Origin of the sequence: Blautia sp. AF19-10LB, from assembly GCF_003461245.1 — a bacterium.
GTDB lineage: Bacteria > Bacillota > Clostridia > Lachnospirales > Lachnospiraceae > Blautia_A > Blautia_A intestinihominis.
Window position 1 is genome coordinate 17,496 of record NZ_QTWS01000001.1, and the last position, 20,788, is coordinate 38,283.

Below are 20,788 nucleotides of genomic sequence, written 5' to 3' on the forward strand. Positions count from 1 at the left end.
TTTTGTAGAACAGGTGGATATTTATGAGCAGGAGCAGCCAGATGGCAGATTTCTGAAGCACATAAAGTTCCGTTTTCCGGTGTATTTTGGAGACAGAGAGACACAGGAACTTTGTTGGGACAACGAAAGTATCGTTGAAACTGTGTGCCTCTTGAGCAACCGAAAACCAGATACCAGATGCCAAGGTGAAAATAGGCATTGATATGGATGATTATTACCGTATCAGGGAGAATGCTGAAAGCAAATAAACCTTTACAAAACCGAATAATACACTGAATTAAAGCAGGATAGAAGCTGTTGATGCGTTAGAAGATAACGTGTCAGCGGCTTTTTCTTTTTATCTGAAAATCTATTAGTCAAATCTGAAAGGAGTCAATTAAGTTAATGCACCAAAAAGAAAAGTATATCAGGCGCACGGGATCTTCTTGCTTAGGATCCGGTGAAGGATACGCCAGTGGCTGTGAATGGGATTGTTTCTATTCCTGTTGAGGAAATATATCCGTTTCATGATTATCCATTCCGGCTGTATGAGGGAGAATGCCTGGAAGACATGTACAGAGCATCAGGGAGTTTGCAGCAAGTGATACAGGAGAACTCTTGGAGTGAGTTTTCCAAAATTATCACAAAATGTTTCCTGCCTATTTCTCCTGTCATATAATGTTTTGCAAATTATTTTGCATGGATGTTCGCTGATAATAGGTATTTATGATATCCTGTAAAGTAATCGTATTCATTTTTCCTTCAGCAGTTTTTTGGATTTCATCATAGAATCCCTGCAAAGACAACTGAATATTAATACCAATGCCGCAATCGGGGTTGGTATGAGTATCTAAATGAAGCAGAGGTTTCTCGCCTTCAACTGCTTTATAAATATCCAGTAATGTGATCTGGTCTGCTGGTTTTGAAAGAGAAGGACGGGCATGTCCAGCTACACTGGTCATAAGTCCGGCTTTTTTTAGTTTTAACATAAGTTGGCGTACAAAGCCGGGATTTGTATGGACACTTTCTGCAATTGAGGCACTGGAGAGAGATTTTTCCTGGTTGATAGCAATCAGAACCATCACATGAACAGTATCGCTTAATTTCGTTGAATATTTCATGATAAGAAACTCCTTGTAGTATGATATAATGATTTTGGTTTCACGTTTTTGAGGCGAAAATATTTCTGGTTTGTCAAAAACATCCCAAGTTCTCAACAGCTCTTTTTAATGTGTTGAGAAACTGTACATATTTTTTATTTTGATGATTGTAAATAATATAATTACAACTATAATGAAATTTAAAGGAAAAGTCAACATAGGAATGAAACTTACGGAGGATGGTATAAATATGCTGATCGTAGACAAATTTATGAAACCACCAAAATCCTTGCATAAACATTGATTATTATATGATGCGATAAAATATTCACAAAGGAGAACTTATGGAATACAAAAATCAAACAGAAAATCGTGCATTTCAGGAAATGTTGCAGGCAGCAGTAAAACGGTTACAAAATCGTTCCGGAGAGGAGATTGCTGCAAAAAGTGGGGCTGTTTTTCATAGCAACCGAAATGTGCTTGAAGTACTGAGTTTTTATGAAACGATTGAAATTCAACTCCCTGAGTTTCGTATTAACTCAGACATGGACGAATGGCATTATCTGACATTGCTGCATTATCTGGATATGGCTGATGGAACAGAAGGTTCACAGAAGCTCATTACTTTTGGTAACCTGAAAGATGGATTGATTCGGGGAACCAGGTTTGACCGGACTGCAGAGCAGAAACTGGAAAAGCTTTTGCAGGATAAAGATCCTGAGAAAATTCAGAAAGCATGTAAAAATCTAGGTGCAGAATTCACAGAGACAAAGGCGGATCTGTGTGCTGTTTTTCCAGTTCTGCCAAGATATCCGGTAACTTTAAAGATATGGTTTGCAGATGAAGAATTTCCTGCATCTGGAAAACTATTTCTTCAAGATCATGCCAATCATTATCTGAGTGTAGAAGATGCAGTAACAGTCGGAGAAATCTTGCTGCAAAAATTATCGGAAGCATTTTCTTCCCTCTGATCATGAATCAGAAAACTTTCCAGTCCGGCTTTGATAAACTTGTCAATTGTTGTCTGAATCTGTTTCCAGTCATTACAGTGATTGCGGAGCATCAGTCTGTTGATGGAAAGGCAGCCATTCATTTGAAAATAAAAAACCGATTCTGCCTGCTCAAAGGTCAGGAGGCTGTGTGACATAAGCCAGGTCACATAGCCTTCTTTTGTATTTTCTGCTAATTTTTCCAGAAGAATGGGGGCAATTGCATCATCCAGAAACAGTGCCCTGTATTGTGATTCCATCTGTATTTTCTGACAGAACGGATAGGAACAGCTTTTTTGATTTAGACAGAATAAATGATCTACAGTTGTTAACATATCCTGAGTCATATCATTAAAAATATCTGATAATACATCATGGACATCGTAGTAATGAAGATAAAAAGTGCCACGGTTGATTTCAGCATTTTTGCAGATCTCTGTAACTGTAATTTTCGTAAAACTTTTCTGCTTTAACAATTCTAAGAACGTATCTTTTATGGTTTGCCTGGTATAGCGGGTACGGCGATCTTGTTTTCTCGTTTTTTCTGACATTATATACTCCTGTATTATTTGGGATCATATGATTCCTCAACAATTTTTCTGATGTGTTGAGTAACCATACAAATCTCACAGACTGATTATTGTAATTTATATAGTAACAACTATAATGAGGTTTAAAGAAAAAGTCAACAGATTGTTCAGAATTTTAGGAGGAAAAACATGGGACATGTAATTGCAGTATCAGGAAAAGGTGGCGTAGGGAAAACAACCCTTTGTGGATTGTTAATTCAATATTTATGTGAAAATAGAAAACATCCGGTTTTAGCTGTAGATGCAGATGCAAATGCGAATTTGAATGAAGTGCTCGGCGTTGAACCGGAGATTACACTCGGAGAACTGAGAGAAGAGATTGAACGTGCAGGAGTTGATCCACGATATCAGATTCCGGCAGGAATGACAAAACAGGCTTATCTGGAAATGCGTCTTTCCGATGCAATTGCAGAAGAAGACGATTATGATTTGATGGTAATGGGGCGAACCCAGGGACAGGGCTGCTATTGTTTTGTAAATGGTCTTGTGCAGACCCAGGTTCAGAAACTGCAAGGTCATTATCCATATATTGTGGTTGATAACGAAGCAGGTATGGAACATATCAGCAGAGGAATCCTGCCAATGATGGAAGTTGCGATTCTTGTAAGTGACTGTTCCAGAAGAGGTGTTCAGGCAGCCGGACGTATTGCAAAGCTGATGAAGGAGTTAAACTTTAAACCACAGAAAACTGGATTAATCGTGAATCGTGTTCCGGATGGAAAACTGGATGCCGGAACTCTGGAAGAAATTCGAAATCAGGGACTGGAATTGTTAGGGGTTGTGCCACATGATGACCAGGTATATCAGTATGACTGTGATGGAAAGCCGATCATACGGCTTCCGAAAGATTCTCCTGTAAGAAGTGCACTGGGAGAAATTGTAAAGAAGTTAGGATTGTGAATTGGAGGATTGAAAGTTTGAAGATTGAGTAAACAGAAATATTATCTAATTTGGTATAACCAATTGCAAAGAAAGGAAAATCTTCATGAGAAATCATTGGACAGAAATAGAAAAATATTTAGAAGACCAGAAGATAGCGCAGGAATTGATTGGAGAACTGAGAGATTTTCACATGCGTTATGAGGTAGAGAATCAGGTAAAGGAACGGGTAGAAAAACCGGATATCCTGTTTTATGGGAAAAAGATTCTGGAAATGTCAATAGCAGCGCTTCTTCAGGAAGATAACCTGTTACTTTCCGGTGCGAAAGCTACAGGAAAAAATGTACTATGTGAGACACTGGCATGGATATTCGGAAGACCGGAATACGACATTTCTTTTCATGTAAATACAGACAGTGCCGATCTGATTGGAACGGATACCTTTATAAATAATGAGGTTCACCTTCGGAAAGGCCCCATCTACCAATGCGCGGAATTTGGAGGATTTGGAATCCTGGACGAAATCAATATGGCAAAAAATGATGCGGTTTCTGTACTGCATGCCACGCTGGATCATCGGCGCAGAATCGATATTCCAGGATATAACAGGATTTTACTTCATCCGGCCACACGATTTATCGGCACGATGAATTATGGTTACGCAGGTACCAGAGAGCTAAATGAAGCATTGGTTTCAAGGTTTATGGTAATTGATATGCCTGAAATGGATGAGGATAGTGTCCTTTTTGTATTAAGACAACATTTTCCAGATGGGGAAAAAAGTGCACTGAAAGCTTTTGCAGGACTGTTTCTGGATCTGCAGATCAAAGCTTATCATGGAGAAATCTCAACAAAATCTCTTGACCTGAGAGGATTGGTTTCTGCTGTAAAAGCCACAAGAAGCGGACTTTCTCCAATTGATGCAATCCAGATGGGGATCATAAATAAAAGTTTTGATGTATTTGAAAAAGAAATCATAGAAGATGTGGTTTCTACCAGAATCCCATCTTCCTGGACCGGAAAAGACATATGGGGGTAAACTTGTATGGAGGATATCAGATGGCCGGCGGAACAACTGGAAGAACATCGTCTGGAGGTCAGCAATCGTATCAGAAATCTTTTTTGGACAGTCAGTGGTGATTATGGTATGGAATTTGAACCGGACACAGAAAAATATGTTTATTCAAAACAAACGGTTCTATATGAGGCAGTGAAGCAGGGTGCCTTTGCACGATATTTTGATCAGAAGAAACTTGGCATGTATTTGATGAAAAAATTACATTTTTCTGCTGGAGAAGATATGCTTTTACCTCTTGCTGGATTATGCATGGATGCTGCAGTGGAGCGCTTTATCATTCGAGAACGTTTGGGAACAAAGGAAATCAGAGAACAGGCGTTCAGAGAATTGGAAAAGGCCGAGGAAGAGCAGGTATCAGATAATGCTGGAACAGACCTGATTCACAGGATTAGGCTTCTGTATATAAGGCATGTTCTGAAGAACACAGACGATGAGGGAATGGATCCGCAGGCAGAGATTGCATTGTACAAGATTCTTTCTCTGAAGGATGCAGAAAATACGGAAGATGTCATAAACGTGATAGATGAGATTTATAACCATGTTCTGGATCCCTCTTTTGAAAAAAAGAATGGAAATCTGGAGAAGATTCTGAATTTACCGGATATGGCATTGGCCAATGACGCGTGGCAGGAATGCATGACAGATGAACAGATGGAAGACATCATTCAAAAATATCTTTCTAATATCAAAAAAAAGATGATGAGTCTGGATATCAGAAACAAAAAGAAAAAAAGATTTTATTTCTCTCCGGAAAATGAAGAAGTTCCGGAAAGCTCGGAGAATATAAATCCACAGGCAGTGCGACGGATACGGGAATATGTGGAACTGAATTACGGAAAATCGTATCTAAGTGAATCGGAGCAGGCCAGAGTCAACCGGAAATTTTGTACAGGAATTCACAAAAACTGTATCCTGTATCTTACAGATGGAATTTTACAGAGCCCTGTGATTAAAAATAATCAATACCGTTTTTCTCAGCTGCAGTTTGAAAAAAATAAAGCCTATTATGGAAATAATCACTGGATCATCAAAAGAAATATTTCTGTGTTGGCAGAGTCACTGAAACGGGCATTTATAATCCGAAAGGATGATTTTGTCAGCAGATCTGATGCAGGGCAGCTTGTTCCTGAGAGGTTATGGAAAATTGGAAGAACAGACGATGACAAGTTATTTAATAGAAAAAAGAGATCTGAAGATTCTGAGTTTGTAATAGACGTCCTGATTGATTCCAGTGGTTCCCAAGCAGGCAGACAGGCTCAGGTAGCGGCTCAGGGATATATTATCAGTGAAGCATTAAGCCAGGCAGGAATTCCTCATCGGGTGACAGGATACTGTGCTTTCTGGGGATATACAGTACTTCAGAGATTTCGGGATTATGAAGATCCAAGGGAAACAAATGAAAGAATCTTTCAATTTCGGGCGTATGCCAATAACAGAGATGGGCTTGCACTGAAAACAGTCTGTTCCTCTCTCATGGAGCGACCGGAAAAAAATAAGATTTTAATCGTATTAAGTGATGGAAAACCCTGTGATATGAGCATACAACGATCAGGAACCCGCCAGCCCAAGATCTATGACGGAGAAGGAGCTGTGAAAGATACTGCATATGAGGTGCGTCGGGCCAGAAATCAGGGAATTTTCGTAATTGGTATTTTTGTAGGGAATGAAGAAGAGCTCTCCGTGGAAAAGAGAATCTATGGAAAAGACTTTGCCTATATTCGTAATATCAGCAATTTTTCCCGTATGGTAGGAACTTTTTTGCGAAGACAAATTGATATGGAATGAAAATGGAGGAATCACTATGGGTAAAATTGAATTCGCCAATTGCCAGGATGTAAGAAATCAGAAAAAGATACAGGAATTAGATTGTCCACGCTGTCATGAACCGGGAGGCATTGAAGCCTTTGTGAAAGACGGGATACTTGCAGAGGATGGAGTATGTGATAACTGCGGATATATTCTTCCAGAAGGAACAGAACTGGAGGAAGTGGAGTAAGAAGCATTTAAGGAGATAACAGATGAAAATTGCTGTAACTGGAAAAGGCGGAGTAGGGAAAACTACGATATCTGCAGTATTAGCACGGCTGTATGCAGAAGAAGGGAAAAAAGTATTTGCTGTAGATGTGGATCCAGATGCAAATCTTGGACTTGCACTGGGTTTTTCAGAGGAAGAACTGGAGAGTATTACGCCTATCAGTAAAATGAGAAGGTTGATTGAGGAGAGAACAGGTGCAGATAAAAGTAATACTTTTTATAAAGTCAATCCAAAAGTGGATGATATTCCTGAAATTTATGGAAAAGAAAACAATGGTGTTCAACTTCTGGTTTTGGGAACTGTGGAAACTGCGGGAGGCGGATGTGTATGCCCTGAAAATGTAATGTTGAAACGAATTATTAATAATTTGGTTTTACATAGAGATGATATAGTAATCTTGGACATGGAAGCAGGACTTGAGCATTTAGGACGGGGAACAACGGAAGGAATGGATCAATTTATCGTCGTGATAGAGGCGGGGGCCAGAAGTGTTCAGACTTATAAAAATGTAAAACGTTTGGCAGAAGAATTGGGTGTAAAGGAGGTAAAGGTCATAGCAAATAAAATCAGAAATGATGAAGATGAAAAGTTTGTAAGGTCTAGAATTCCGAAGCAAGATTTTTTGGGATGTTATCCAAAATCTCAGGCTTACAGAAGATCAATTTGCGCTAATGGATATGGAGGCTGGTATTGAACACTTTGGACGTGGAATTGATAACGGTGTAGATTTGATATTGATAATCATAGATCCATCCTATGAATCCCTACAGCTTTCCAAAAAAATCGGGGAATTATCGGAAAGTATTCGAAAACCATTTTATTACGTTCTCAATAAAGTAACAAAAGAGAATCAGGAAATGATGTATGAAGCTGTATGGAATTCAAGTCGAGTCGCTGTATCTCTTAGTGCGGATCCCGGTATTATGGGAGAGGGACTGATGGGGAAAGAACTATCAGAAAAACCAGATGCTATTGAAAACTTAACAGAATTTCTACTTTCTATTTAAAGAACGAGGAGATTTACTGTGGATATATGATAAAAGAAAACCAGATTATACAGCTGTAATTTGTAATATTACATCCGCTTGACGCAAGAAAAAAGCAGTGATATACTGAAACAAAAATTATTTATAAAATAATAAAAACCTGGAACTATATTGTGTGATTGAACAGTTACAAAAAATGCAATTCTTGTGGAGGGTATGGGATGATACAGATTGCAATTGTGGAAGATGAAGAAATTTACGTAAAACAATTAACAGAGTATATCCGGAAATATCAAACGGAAAGGGGAAGAGCAATAAAGGTTACGGTATTTGGTGATGGAGAAGATATCACTGAGAATTACAGTGGCGGTTTTGACATTATTCTGATGGATATTCAGATGCGGTTCATGGATGGTATGACAGCAGCAGAAAAAATCCGTCAGATGGATCAGAAAGTAATTATTATGTTTATTACAAATATGATTCAATATGCAGTACGTGGATATGAAGTTGATGCAATGGATTATGTAGTAAAACCAGTTGAGTACTTTTCTTTTTCGCAGAAACTGGATAAAGCAGTTGGACGTATGCGCTCTGAGGTTAAAGAATTTCTTACGATTCCGATTGGGGAAGGAGTTGTAAAGATAGATATAGCAGATATCTATTTTATTGAGGGGCAGAGACATAATGTAATTTATTATACTTCGAGAGGAGATTACTGTTCAAGAATTACGATGAAAGAACTCGAAGAAAAACTTGCGGTACATAATTTTTTTCGATGTGCAAAGGGATATCTGGTAAATATGAATCATGTAGAGGGATTTGTTGGTTCTGATTGTGTGATCCATAATGTACATATACCTGTCAGCAGAACCAGAAAAAAAGAATTCATGAATCTACTTCTGCAAAATCTTAATATGGAATGATTTCATGCGAAATGGAGGATACTATGTTATATCAGGATATTCCAAGAACTTATACGGCAATAGCAGAGTGGGGATCGTGTTTGGTTTATCTTTATATCCTAAAAAAAGAAAACATGAAATCTGTACATTTTCTTACAGGCAGTCTTTTCATGTTGGCAATGCAGAGTATCTTTCTGACTTTGACAGGCAGCGTAACTGAAATTTTGTGGATTCCCTGTATGATGATCGCTGTAGGTATGATGTATGGATTTCTTATGGTCGGAGGAAATATGAAGCCTCTGGGAGCGGCTTATTGCTGTGCCCGTGCATTTGTTCTTGCTGAGTTTGCAGCTTCGCTGCAGTGGCAGATGGTATCTGTTGTACAGGCATGGGGGAATCAGAGCCTCTGGGTTGAAATTCTGATCACGATGGTTGTTTTTGGAGGCTGCTTTACTATTGATATTTATTTAGAAAAAGATCTTCTGAAGCAGAATTATCTTGAACAGATGACAGTAAAGGAAGTAGCAGCGGCGGCAATCATGGCTGTTGCAATCTTTGCTTTTAGTAATCTGAGCTTTTTAAATGAAAATGCACCATTTGCGAGCAGAGAACGTGCAGATATTTTTTCTATCAGAACACTGATCGATTTTGGAGGAATTGCAATCCTGCATGCTTATCAGAGCAGGATTAGTGAGTATATTGCCGAAAAAGAACTTTCAGCAATGAATGTGATCCTGAAAAGTCAATATGAGCAGTATCGAAATTATCAGGACAGTCTGGATCTCATACAGATGAAATATCATGACTTGAAGCATCAGATCACAGCACTTCGTGCAGAATCAGACGAAGAAAAACGTAAAAAATGGATTGATGCAATGGAGGAAGAAGTCTCTGCCTTTGAAAATATGAGCAAAACAGGTAATCAGGTGCTGGATACAATTCTTGCAGCTAAAATTTTTCATTGTCGAAAAAATTACATACAGATTACCTGTGTAGCGGATGGTAAGTTACTGGATTTTATACATGTAACAGATTTGTGTTCCATTTTTGGAAATGCATTGGATAATGCAATTGAACATGTAATTATGATACCGGAAGTGGAAAAAAGACTGATTCATCTGACGGTATCTGCAAAAAAGAGTTTTGTTTTTATTAAAATAGAAAATTATTGTGAAGATAAAATTCAGAAAAATGAAAATGATCTGATTACAACAACAAAAGTAGATCGACAAAACCATGGATTTGGATTAAAAAGCATTCGTACTGCTGTGGAGAAATATAATGGTTCTGTGGATTTTGGAGTGGATCAGAACTGGTTTGAATTAAAGATTCTTTTACCCAGAGTAATGTAAAGCTCTGGGTGTTTTTTTGCATTTCATGCCATATTTTTGCATGTTGTGCCAAAACCGGCACGATGAAAAAGATATGATATAGTAAGGTCAACAGGAAACAGTTCCTGAAATTACAGGACAGATAAAAAGGAGGAGAAGAGAATGATCAGTGTTGAAATGGAAGACGTCCTGGCGGTATTACAGTTGTGCAAACCGTATATTATCGGTATTGTTGCTGCACTTGTAATTGGAATCGTAATTATGATCGCGTGCCGCAGGATGTGCAGGGACAAAAAATTTCTGATAAGAAGGGAAGCTGCGATCGCAATGGTTCTTGCAGTTGTTGCCTGCGTGAATATGATCTGTTTTGGACCAATGGCTACGTTGATTGGACTTGCAACGGGAAATGGAACTTTAAGCGATGAAACAAATGAGGAAGCTGCGGAAGCAGCAGAAGAAATTATGGAAGACGGAATTGTTCTTCTGAAGAATGAAAGCCTGCTTCCTTTAAATGAAACAAAAAAAATGAATATTTTTGGCTGGGAATCTATTAATCCGGCTTACGGAGGAGCTGGTTCCGGTGGAATTAATGATCTGTATGATATTGTCAGTCTGAATCAGGGACTTGAAAATGCCGGATTTTCTATTAACCAGGAGCTGGTTGATTTTTATAACAATTATGGTGCAGATAATCCGGAAATGTCTATCCAGAAACAGAGTTGGACGTTACCGGAGCCACCTGTAGATACTTACAGTGATGAGCTTATTAAAAGTGCGAAAGAGTATTCTGATGTGGCAGTTGTGGTTCTTTCCAGAAAAGCAGGTGAAGGTCATAATGATATTCCTATGGATGTAAGAAAAGCAGCATATGATAATAATTCAGAGGAATATGATGATTTTCCTGAGGGAGAGCATTATTTACAGCTTTCACAAACTGAGAGAGATATGGTGGATATGGTTTGCTCAAACTTTGATAATGTGGTTGTGATTTATAATGGAGCAAATCAGTTTGAACTTGGTTTCGTAGATGAATATCCACAGATTAAATCTGTTGTATGGTGTCCCGGAACTGGAAATGTGGGATTTGATGCACTTGGTAAAGTTTTTTCAGGAGAAGTCAATCCTTCCGGAAAAACACCGGATACATTTATTTATGATATGACGACTGCTCCGTGGTGGAATAATGCAGAAAAAATCGAGTATATAAATCTGGCAGATATGGCAGTTGAGGGAATGAATGCAGGAACTGCTCAGGTGTATGCTCCGGCATTTACCAATTATGTGGAAGGTATTTATGTAGGATACAAGTACTATGAAACAGCTGCACAGGAAGGTGCGATTGATTACGATAAGACTGTACAGTATCCATTTGGATATGGTCTGAGTTACACAGAATTTGAACAGAAAATGGGTGAACTGGAGGAAAAAGACGGACAGATTTCTGTAGATGTAGAAGTAACCAACACAGGAGATGTTGCCGGAAAAGATGTAGTAGAAGTGTATTATAAACCGCCATATACAAATGGGGGAATTGAGAAATCTTCTGCAAATCTGATTGAGTTTGCAAAAACAGATCTGCTTCAGCCGGGAGAATCTCAGACTGTTACAGTTACATTTAGTATAGAAGATATGGCCTCTTATGATGAGAATAATGCAAAAGCATATGTTCTTGAAAAAGGCGATTATGTGATTTCTATCAACAGCGATTCACATACTGTGCTGGATCAGAAAACTTATACTGCAGATAAAGATGTAGTATATAAGGGAGAAAATAAAAGAGCATCAGATGATACTGCAGCAACAAATGTATTTGAAGATGCAAAAGGAGATATAACATATCTGTCACGTGCGGATCATTTTGCAAATTATGAAGAGGCTACAGCAGCGCCGGCATCTGCAGAGCTGGGTGAGCCATATGTTTCCGAATATCATCTGAACAGCAACTTTGACAAGACTACATACCTCAATGATAAGGATGTAATGCCGACAACGGGAGCAGATAATGGACTTACATTAGCTGATATGCGTGATGCTGATTATGACGATCCTCGTTGGGAAAAACTTCTGGATCAGCTTACTGTTGATGAAATGGCAAATATGATTGCAATGGCTGGTTATCAGACAGCAGCCATGGATTCTGTGGGAAAAGTGGCTACACTTGATTTCGATGGACCAGCAGCAATTAATAACAACTTTACAGGAGTTGGTTCTATTGGATTTCCAATTGAAGTTGTGGTTGCCTCCACATGGAATAAGGAACTTGCACAGGCCTGGGGTGAATGCATGGGCAAGATCAGTCAGGAAATGGGTGCAGAGGGCTGGTATGCACCAGGTATGAATACTCATAGAACCGCATTTGGAGCAAGAAACTATGAATATTTTTCAGAAGATGGAGTTCTTGCAGGAAATATGGGTGCAAATGCAGTAGAAGGTGCAAGAAAATATGGAGTTTATTCTTACATTAAGCATTTCGCACTGTATGAAGGAAATGCAAAGATGGTAAGTGTCTGGTCAAATGAGCAGGCAATCCGTGAAATCTATCTGAAACCATTTGAAATCTCTGTAAAACAGGGAGGCGCAAATGCGGTTATGGTTTCCTGGAGTTTCCTTGGAGATAAATGGACTGGAGAATGCAGTAATCTTATGAACACAGTTCTCAGAGATGAATGGGGCTTCAGGGGAATGGCGCTTACAGACTTCTTCCGAAACAATGGTCATGGATTTATGAATGCAGATGCAGCTCTGGCGAATGGGGTAGATGCAATGCTGTCCACATTCAACGGAGAAGAGAACAATGTAGCCAATCCGGAACATCCAACATCTGTACTTCAGATGAGAAATGCCTGCAAAAATGTCATGTATACAGTTGTAAGCAGCTGGGCTTATGATGGAGAACACGAAGAAACAGGTATGGAAAACTGGAAAAAAGCAGGAATTGGTATCGACATTGTAATAGCACTTTTCATGGCAGGAATGGAAGTACTGGTAATCAGAGGATATAAGAAAAGAAAGAGTGCTGAATAAGGATGAAAGTGGGATGGAAAACAATTATGAAACAGCAAAAATTGGTTGAAAAGATGACAATAGAAGAAAAGGCAGCGATACTCAGTGGAAAAACTGTCTGGCAGACCAGAGAAATTGACAGGCTTTCCATCCCGTCCATCTTTCTTTCAGATGGACCGCATGGAATCAGAAAACAGGCAGGAGCAGGAGACCATCTGGGACTGAATGCATCCTTGAATGCAACTTGTTTTCCCACAGCAGCGACGATAGCAAACAGCTGGAATCAGGATCTGGGGGAAGAGATTGGACAGGCTCTTGGAGAGGAAGCAGCAAGTATGGATGTAAATATCCTGCTTGGTCCGGGATTAAATATTAAAAGAAGCCCATTATGTGGAAGAAATTTTGAATATTTTTCAGAAGATCCATATCTTTCCGGTAAGATGGCGGCGTCATATATTCGTGGAATACAAAGTAAAGGCGTTTATGCCTGCCCGAAGCATCTGGCGGTTAACAGTCAGGAACTTCGGAGAATGGCAATGGACGCAATTGTTGACGAACGGACATTAAGAGAAATTTATCTGACCGGTTTTGAGATAGCTGTTAAAGAAGGACACGCAAAAGCAATCATGAGCAGTTACAACCAGATTAATGGGATTTATGCTAATGAGGACAAACATCTTTTGACAGATATCTTGCGCAAAGAATGGGGATTTGATGGAATTGTAGTAACAGACTGGGGCGGAAGCAATGACCATGTGAAAGGTGTTGCTGCCGGCTCAAATCTGGAGATGCCGTCCTGTGGGTACGATTCTGCAAGGGAAGTGATTGCTGCTGTCCGAAATGGAAAGCTGAAGGAAGCGGATTTAGATGAAAGAGTTGGAGAACTGGTGGATGCAGTGATGGAACTGACATCAGGGAAGAAGCTTTCAGATAAAAACTTTGACAGAAACGCACATCATCAACTGGCAAGGAAAGCAGCAGCAGAAAGCATGATTCTTCTGAAAAATGAAAAACAGATTCTTCCGCTGGATACCAAAAAATCCATCGCTATTATTGGAGATTTTGCTTTTTCACCCAGATATCAGGGGGCAGGATCTTCTATGGTCAATCCAACAAAAGTAGAAGATATGTCATCGATTTTGCAGCAATATGATTTGAATATTTTGGGAATGACAAGAGGCTATCATAGAAATGGAGATGTAGATGAGAATGATAGAAAGTTTGCATTAAATTTGTCTATGAACGCGGATATTGTAATTTTCTGTTTTGGTCTTGATGAGATCAGCGAATCAGAAGGACTGGACAGAACCCATATGCGTATTCCGCAGGATCAGATAGATCTTCTGCAGGATATCAGTAAAGTGAATGAAAATATTATTGGAATACTGAGTGCAGGATCTGCGATAGAAATGCCATGGCATACCTGCTGTAAAGCGATTTTGCATGGTTATCTGAATGGACAGGCAGGTGCTTCTGCAACATTGGATATTCTGACCGGAAAAGTGAATCCATCAGGAAGACTGGCAGAAACATATCCCATATCTTATGAACAGACACCGGCATTCCGATATTATCCAAGTAATGAGAAAACATCGGAATACCGCGAGAGTGTTTATGTGGGATATCGCTATTATGATACTTCAAAAGTACGGGTGCAATATCCATTTGGCTTTGGGCTTTCCTATACGGAATTTACATATTCTGATCTTATCATAGAAGAGGATGGAATCAAAGTATCGGTTACCAATACAGGTGACAGAGACGGAGCTGAGGTTGTTCAGATGTATGTAGGACTTCCTAATGCAATCGTGTTCCGACCGGAAAAAGAACTGAAAGGTTTTGCAAAAGTTTATTTAAAGGCAGGAGAAAGCAGACAGATCAGAATTCCCTTTGATGATAAGACATTCCGTTATTGGAATATAAAAACGGGACAGTGGGAAATAGAAACAGGAACTTATCAGATTATGGTAGGAGCCAGTGTTGCAGATATTCGTTTAACAGGTATGACTGAGAGAACAGGAAATAGTAAAGGGTATCCGTATAATCCGGCAAAAATGCCTTACTATTATACAGGAATCGTGCAGAAAATATCAGATGAGGAATTTCGTGAACTTCTTGGTCATGAGATACCGAACGGAAGATGGAGTGGAAATCTGGAAATCAATGATGCAATCTGCCAGATGTATTATGCAAAAAGCAGACTTGCAAGACTGATATATAGATGTCTCACAAAAATGAAAAAGAAGAGTGAAGAACAAGGGAAACCAGATCTGAATATTCTATTTATTTACAACATGCCATTTAGAGGTATTGCCAAGATGACCGGCGGGGCAGTCAGTATGGAAATGGTATATGGAATTGTCGATGCTGTGAATGGACACTTTATGCGTGGAGTAAAAAAAGTAGTTGGCGGATATTTCAGAAACAGAAGAAATAATAAGAAATATGAAAAATTATTAAAAGGAGCTGGAGGGAAGCGCAGATGAATCATATAAGAAATATATGGAAATGTTTTGAAGAGAAACATTCTGCTCTTGCAAAATGGCTTTATCAGATATTCTATTTTGTTATATTCAGTATGGGCGTGACAGTATTCCAGTATCTTGTATTTACATTTTTACCAGGGATTTTGGGAATTGGTCTGGCTGGTACAGAATTTATGTGGCCAAAGGTTTCTATGAATCTGTTTGGAGTAAAATTTACATGGAGTCTGCTGGGGTATAATGTATTGCGTGATGCAACGGGGAATATACTGATCGGTGGTGGACTTGGCTATTTTATCAGTTATGAACTGGGGTCATTTCTTGCACAGTGTATCAATTTTCCGCTTCAGAGAAATATTACTTTTAAAAGCCATGGAAATCCTGTATATCAGGCAATCTGGTATTTTGTTGCATGGGTGGTAATTTCACTGATCTGTAATGGATTTAATAATCTGTGGATGCCAGTTGCATCTGCATATGTGGCACCGGCAGTCTATAACATGCTTGTGACAATTATCACAGGTGGAGTTTCTATGGTGATTTTTTTCTTTGTGTTTAAAATTATTTTCCCAGAGGGGAAGGCTGAATAGAAGAAATTAGCAAGTATGCCTGAAATCTAATAATAAAAGAGATGAGGACAGGATGTGTTTATTTGAAAATAGCAAGATTTTGGGACAATAAGCGGGAATCCTCGGCAATTCAATTACCGAGATGAAAGCGCAGGAGTGTGCGTATCCGCACAAAAAATATAACAGCAAAAATTTATTTCTTATATCTCCTGATTCTTGTATTTGTTTTCAGAAGAAAGCAGGTCAGATCTGCGTTGAAAGGCAAGAGCATTTTGTGCTATGATATAAGCATAATAAAAACTATCAATCAGAAGGAGAATGGAGATGCTGCTGTCACATAAAACATCCATAAAGATCTGTCCGGAATATTCTAACATTATAGGGCATATGTGTTATGCGGCTTCCAAACTCTGGAATGTCTGCAACTATGAACGCCATCATTATAAAGAACTGGGACTGAAAAAGTATCCTGACTGGTATTATCAGAAAAAAGCACATAAAGGAGATCTGTGGTATAGACAGCTACCGTCACAGACAGCGCAGGAGACCTGCAAGCAGATGGACAAGGCATGGAAATCTTTTTATATCCTGAAAAAGACCGGAGGGATCAAAGAGCCAAATCCGCCCTGTTTTAAATAGGATAATATACCGGTCACATACATGCAGATGGGGATCCGGCATGAGAAAGGTTCAGACCAGCTGCGTCTGTCTCTGTCAAAGGATCTGAAAAGCTACATGGAAGAAACATATGGGATCCATGAAAAATTTCTATATCTTGAAAATAAGATTTTCAGGAACATGGATCATATAAAACAGCTGCGGATCTATCCGCCGGAAAATGGAACATGTGAGCTTATCGTTATCTATGAGATTGAAGAGCCGGAACAGCTTTCTCAGAATGGACATTATTTATCTGTTGATCTGGGACTTCATAATCTGATGACCTGTTATGATTCCGGAAATGGAAGAACTTTTATCCTGGGAAGGAAATATCTTTCATTGGAAAGATATTTTCATAAAGAGATTGCCAGAGTACAGTCTGCATGGTATGCACAGCAGTCGGAAGGAGGAATAAAATATCCAAAATCATCGAAACATATCCAGAGACTTTACAGGAAAAAGCAGAATACAGTGAAGGATTATCTTCACAAAGTGACCAGATGGATTGCAGAATATTGTAAAAAAGAAGATATCCGCTGTGTGGTTGTGGGAGACATCCGAAATATCCGTAAAGAAAAAGATATGGGACACAAGACCAACCAGAAGTTTCACGGACTGCCATATAACAAACTATATATCATGCTGGAATATAAGTTGAAACTGTATGGGATTCAATTGATAAAACAAGAGGAAAGCTATACCAGTCAGTGCAGCCCGTTTTCACCGGAAATATCAAAGAGATATGCAGAATCATCAAACCGAAAAGAGCGGGGTATGTATATAACTGACGGAGTAAGATTTAACGCAGATGCAGTAGGCGCGTTTAATATCCTGCGGAAATATCTTTCCGTATCCGGAAAACAAAAGGAACTGTCCGTAACCGGACTAAAAACATCAGAAATAATAAAAGTAGCTGCATAGCCGAAAGGCGAGCAGTATTGGTGTTATGGACGCACCCTGAAAAAAGGCGGTATCCCGCCAGATTTCAGATGCTCTGGTAACTTGTTGCCGAGTAGTTCACGAAATACCAACCATTGATTACGATGTCATCATCTACGATATAGGTCCACACGGTTGACGAAACATAGGTGATATTCGGCACAAGCTCAATGTTCGCCACATTGGTGGTATCAATGCGATACACCTGATAGGCCCAACCGAACCACGAGGTCCCACAGGCCCAGGACATCCGGTATCGCCTTTCATGCCACGAGGTCTGGCAGGTCCCTGTTCTCCTCTTGAACCCTGCTCTCCACGAGGTCCTTCTGGTCCCATAGGTCCGGGAGGACCCTGGATCGTTACGTAAGTGCCACAGGATCCGCTGCAGTTATTACAACAATTTCTGGATTTATTATTTGGACAGTTCATAACAAAATTCCCTGCATAAAATTTGTAGTTGCTTATATATTATGCAGAAGTGCCGCATATGAGAAAAATACAGCGAAATAAATGAAACAGTCTGAGAAGACCAGTAAAATCACAGTTTGGAGACAAATGGAATATGGATATAGAGAGAAGCTTTTGCCATAAGGAGACGCGGCTATGGAAATCAAAAGCATTGATGTATCAAGTTATCAGGGGAAGCCCGACTGGGCGAAAGTAAAGAAGGCGGGCATAAATTTTGCAATTCTTCGAATCCATCAGAAAAACGGACCAGATACAAGTTTTGAACATAATTATAAGGGATGCAGGGCGAATAAGATTGCTGTGGGTGGATACAAATACAGTTATGCTCTGACAGAAGCGCAGGCATTAAAAGAAGCAGAAGAAACACTCGCAGTCCTTGACGGGCGCGAACTGGATCTTCCGGTATTCTATGATCTGGAATGGGAGAAACAGAGAAAACTTGGAAAAGAGGCAGTCGAGAAGATTGCGGTGGCTTTTCTGGATCATATCAAAAAAGCAGGATACAGGGTCGGAATTTATTGTAATGTAGACTGGTATCAGAATGTTCTGAGTACAAAATTGAAATCCTATGACTTGTGGCTTGCCAGATACCCGGCAAATGATGATGGAACTGTGCAGACACGCCTTAAGCCGGAGCAGGGAATCGGCTGGCAGTATTCCAGCAAGGGAAAAGTTGCCGGGATCAGCGGAAACGTGGATATGGATCTGTTTTACAAAGATTATAAAGAAAAAGCAGAAGAGAAGAAAAAAACTACAGGAAATAAGTTGGAGAAACACATAAAACTTGGAAATTATTATGCCAACTATGGCGGTAAGAAACCGTATCTGGAAAAAAAGAGCAATGCATATCTGGATGATTTTACCAGAAATGCCGGCAGCAAAAACTATACGAAATTTGCCCGTGATGTCAATAACTGGGGACAGCCTGGATGCCAGGGGCAGCCGTGGTGTGCAGTTTATCAGTTCTGGAAACTGGTCAAAATATTTGGCCTGGCGAGGGCACTGCAGATCATGGGCGGTGGTTTTTATAACTGTCGGAGTGTGACGCGGCATGCGAAACAAAAAGGAACCTGGCATAGTACGCCGAAGAAGGGTGCGCTGGTCGTGTTCCGAAATGGGGCACATATTGGATCCGTTACGAAATATGATGACATTTATATTTATACAAACGAGGGAAATACATCCAGTACACCAGGCGTTGTAGCCAATGGCGGGTCATGCCGCAATAAAAAATACAAACGTACAGATCCGGCGATTGACGGGTATGTATGGATTGATTATAGCACTGCCTCCGACCAGAGATCCACAGAAACAGCAATCCATCTTGACAAGACTCCAAAGTGGGTGGGAATGGTGAATACAGCAGAACTCAATGTGCGCTCCTGGGCAGGTACAGAGTATCCAAGGATCAAGAAGTATCCGCTTCTTGCACAGCACAATCTTGTTGACGTGTGCAATACGATCAAAGCCGACGACGGCACAGCCTGGTATTATGTTCGGATCGTGAACAAATATTATGGTTTCGTGGCGGCCCGTTACATTACAAAAGTGTAAAAAATGAAAGCCCTGAGATAATACTGATAGTAGGCAGAGCAGCTTTTTTCCTGTACAATGGGAAATAACACAGGAAGAAAGAGGGCGATAAGGATTATGACTATGTGGCTTATTTTGATGATCGTCCTGGCAGTTTTGTCTTTTGCAGGGATTTTGTATCTTGCGAACAGGATTGGGAAATTTGCATTTATCAGAAAAATAACAAAAGGCAAAAAAGGATTCAGCACACTGACAGGACTTCTGATTGCTGTAGTTTATACCGCAGTTATCTGGATGGCATGGGGTTCTATGAATGCTATTGTGTGTATTCTGCATCTGATCGTATTCTGGATGGTCAGCGAAGCGATTTTTGCCCTGATCACAAAGATACGCAAAAAGACATTTGCAAAATATTATGCCGGGATCGTGGCGATTATTTTTACTGTATGCTATCTTGCAGCAGGCTGGTATCAGGCACATCATGTGTGGGAGAAGAAGTATGAGATACAGACAGATAAAGAAGTCGAGGATCTTAAGGTGGCAGTTTTTTCCGATTCACATACAGGAACGACATTTCATGGAGAAGGTTTTGCGGACCATATGAAGACCATCGAAGCACAGAATCCGGATGTTGTACTGATTGTTGGCGATTTTGTGGATGATGATACGACGAAGGAAGACAGGACAAGTCTGAGGATTATGCAGGAGGCCGTGAGACGAAGGAAGAACTGACAGCTGATCTGGATCCGGACAAGTTTTCTATCGTTCTGGATCATCAGCCACAGGATTATGAGGCACAGGCAGAGGCGGGCGTTGATCTGGTGCTTTCCGGGCATACTCACGGCGGACAGCTTTTTCCGCTTATGACGATCGAGAACCACACAGATCTGGCCCCGGATGACCGGGTTTACGGATACGAAAAAAGAGGCAGTACAAACTTTATCGTAACGTCAGGAATCTCAGACTGGGCGATCAAGTTCAAAACAGGATGCAGATCAGAATATCTGATGCTGGAGATTGACGGGAAATAAAATACAAAAATAAAAGAAGCACGGGGATATAGATATGGAACATGGAGAAAAGGAATACAGACTGCTGAAATCGGCATATGCTTTTTTGAACCGCCAGATATCACTGTATGAAAAAACGGTAGAGAGAAAAGTAGCAGAGTATAATCTTTTAACGAGGACCGTCAGCAGACCAGGGAAGCAGGAATGAATGAACATATCGCCAAGCCCCTCGATGCAAAGCCGCTGATGAG

Annotated in this window: 21 protein-coding genes; 19 read left to right on the forward strand and 2 right to left on the reverse strand. The window is 39.9% G+C overall.

Going from position 1 to position 20,788, the window contains the following annotated elements; all coding sequences use genetic code 11:
• Nucleotides 1-202, forward strand: a 202-nt coding sequence (locus DWX28_RS19710) for a hypothetical protein (protein WP_147342070.1), incomplete at its 5' end; no start/stop codon positions are given.
• Nucleotides 203-650: 448 nt separating this feature from the next.
• On the opposite strand, the gene DWX28_RS00125 is transcribed toward DWX28_RS19710, so the two are convergent.
• Nucleotides 651-1,100: an Rrf2 family transcriptional regulator gene (locus DWX28_RS00125; protein WP_118064724.1), complete on the reverse strand. Its 450-nt coding sequence runs from the start codon at nucleotides 1,098-1,100 to the stop codon at nucleotides 651-653.
• Between the two features lie 323 nt (nucleotides 1,101-1,423).
• Here DWX28_RS00125 and DWX28_RS00130 point away from each other — a divergent pair, with 323 nt between their 5' ends.
• Nucleotides 1,424-2,050 (forward strand): DUF3786 domain-containing protein, encoded by a 627-nt coding sequence (locus DWX28_RS00130; protein WP_118251310.1) that lies wholly within the window; start codon nucleotides 1,424-1,426, stop codon nucleotides 2,048-2,050.
• Here the strand turns inward: DWX28_RS00130 and DWX28_RS00135 are convergent.
• Complete coding sequence (locus tag DWX28_RS00135; protein ID WP_118251311.1) at nucleotides 1,972-2,619, reverse strand: TetR/AcrR family transcriptional regulator; 648 nt, start codon at nucleotides 2,617-2,619, stop codon at nucleotides 1,972-1,974. The genes DWX28_RS00130 and DWX28_RS00135 overlap by 79 nt on opposite strands.
• A 168-nt stretch (nucleotides 2,620-2,787) precedes the next feature.
• On the opposite strand from DWX28_RS00135, the gene DWX28_RS00140 reads away from it, so the two are divergent.
• The 17 genes from DWX28_RS00140 to DWX28_RS19320 all read left to right on the forward strand — a co-directional run bounded on the left by DWX28_RS00140 (nucleotide 2,788) and on the right by DWX28_RS19320 (nucleotide 20,745).
• Nucleotides 2,788-3,558, forward strand: coding sequence for an ATP-binding protein (locus DWX28_RS00140; protein ID WP_118251312.1), 771 nt, complete (start codon nucleotides 2,788-2,790; stop codon nucleotides 3,556-3,558).
• Between the two features lie 85 nt (nucleotides 3,559-3,643).
• A complete protein-coding gene (locus DWX28_RS00145; protein ID WP_118251313.1) occupies nucleotides 3,644-4,576 on the forward strand; it encodes an AAA family ATPase in 933 nt (310 codons plus the stop codon).
• A gap of 6 nt (nucleotides 4,577-4,582) precedes the next feature.
• A complete protein-coding gene (locus tag DWX28_RS00150) occupies nucleotides 4,583-6,400 on the forward strand; it encodes a cobaltochelatase CobT-related protein (protein ID WP_118251314.1) in 1,818 nt (605 codons plus the stop codon).
• Nucleotides 6,401-6,416: 16 nt separating this feature from the next.
• Nucleotides 6,417-6,611, forward strand: a complete 195-nt coding sequence (locus DWX28_RS00155; protein WP_015542178.1) for a hypothetical protein — start codon at nucleotides 6,417-6,419, stop codon at nucleotides 6,609-6,611.
• 22 nt (nucleotides 6,612-6,633) lie between these two features.
• Entirely contained in the window at nucleotides 6,634-7,344 is a 711-nt protein-coding gene (locus tag DWX28_RS00160) for an ATP-binding protein (protein ID WP_118251315.1), read from the forward strand.
• The gene (locus DWX28_RS00165) at nucleotides 7,322-7,657 is read left to right on the forward strand and encodes a hypothetical protein (protein ID WP_227222719.1); all 336 of its coding nucleotides are present in this window, start codon (nucleotides 7,322-7,324) and stop codon (nucleotides 7,655-7,657) included. Before DWX28_RS00160 ends, DWX28_RS00165 begins: the two co-directional genes overlap by 23 nt.
• Nucleotides 7,658-7,857: 200 nt before the next feature.
• The gene (locus DWX28_RS00170) at nucleotides 7,858-8,562 is read left to right on the forward strand and encodes a LytR/AlgR family response regulator transcription factor (protein ID WP_118251316.1); all 705 of its coding nucleotides are present in this window, start codon (nucleotides 7,858-7,860) and stop codon (nucleotides 8,560-8,562) included.
• Between the two features lie 149 nt (nucleotides 8,563-8,711).
• Nucleotides 8,712-9,893 (forward strand): ATP-binding protein, encoded by a 1,182-nt coding sequence (locus tag DWX28_RS00175; protein WP_243002273.1) that lies wholly within the window; start codon nucleotides 8,712-8,714, stop codon nucleotides 9,891-9,893.
• Between the two features lie 141 nt (nucleotides 9,894-10,034).
• Nucleotides 10,035-12,896, forward strand: a complete 2,862-nt coding sequence (locus DWX28_RS00180) for a glycoside hydrolase family 3 C-terminal domain-containing protein (RefSeq protein ID WP_118251318.1) — start codon at nucleotides 10,035-10,037, stop codon at nucleotides 12,894-12,896.
• Nucleotides 12,897-12,922: 26 nt separating this feature from the next.
• Nucleotides 12,923-15,361 (forward strand): glycoside hydrolase family 3 C-terminal domain-containing protein, encoded by a 2,439-nt coding sequence (locus DWX28_RS00185; protein ID WP_199611779.1) that lies wholly within the window; start codon nucleotides 12,923-12,925, stop codon nucleotides 15,359-15,361.
• Nucleotides 15,358-15,948 (forward strand): hypothetical protein, encoded by a 591-nt coding sequence (locus DWX28_RS00190; RefSeq protein ID WP_118251320.1) that lies wholly within the window; start codon nucleotides 15,358-15,360, stop codon nucleotides 15,946-15,948. Before DWX28_RS00185 ends, DWX28_RS00190 begins: the two co-directional genes overlap by 4 nt.
• A 303-nt stretch (nucleotides 15,949-16,251) precedes the next feature.
• The gene (locus DWX28_RS19760; protein ID WP_243002275.1) at nucleotides 16,252-16,566 is read left to right on the forward strand and encodes a hypothetical protein; all 315 of its coding nucleotides are present in this window, start codon (nucleotides 16,252-16,254) and stop codon (nucleotides 16,564-16,566) included.
• A 21-nt stretch (nucleotides 16,567-16,587) separates the two neighbouring features.
• The gene (locus tag DWX28_RS00200) at nucleotides 16,588-17,508 is read left to right on the forward strand and encodes an RNA-guided endonuclease InsQ/TnpB family protein (protein WP_243002277.1); all 921 of its coding nucleotides are present in this window, start codon (nucleotides 16,588-16,590) and stop codon (nucleotides 17,506-17,508) included.
• Between the two features lie 621 nt (nucleotides 17,509-18,129).
• Nucleotides 18,130-19,548 (forward strand): GH25 family lysozyme, encoded by a 1,419-nt coding sequence (locus DWX28_RS00205; RefSeq protein WP_118251322.1) that lies wholly within the window; start codon nucleotides 18,130-18,132, stop codon nucleotides 19,546-19,548.
• A 96-nt stretch (nucleotides 19,549-19,644) separates the two neighbouring features.
• Nucleotides 19,645-20,259, forward strand: a complete 615-nt coding sequence (locus DWX28_RS00210; RefSeq protein WP_158565263.1) for a metallophosphoesterase — start codon at nucleotides 19,645-19,647, stop codon at nucleotides 20,257-20,259.
• 89 nt (nucleotides 20,260-20,348) lie between these two features.
• Nucleotides 20,349-20,558 (forward strand): hypothetical protein, encoded by a 210-nt coding sequence (locus tag DWX28_RS00215; protein ID WP_118251324.1) that lies wholly within the window; start codon nucleotides 20,349-20,351, stop codon nucleotides 20,556-20,558.
• Between the two features lie 34 nt (nucleotides 20,559-20,592).
• A complete protein-coding gene (locus tag DWX28_RS19320) occupies nucleotides 20,593-20,745 on the forward strand; it encodes a hypothetical protein (protein ID WP_022215567.1) in 153 nt (50 codons plus the stop codon).
• Nucleotides 20,746-20,788: the final 43 nt, after the last annotated feature.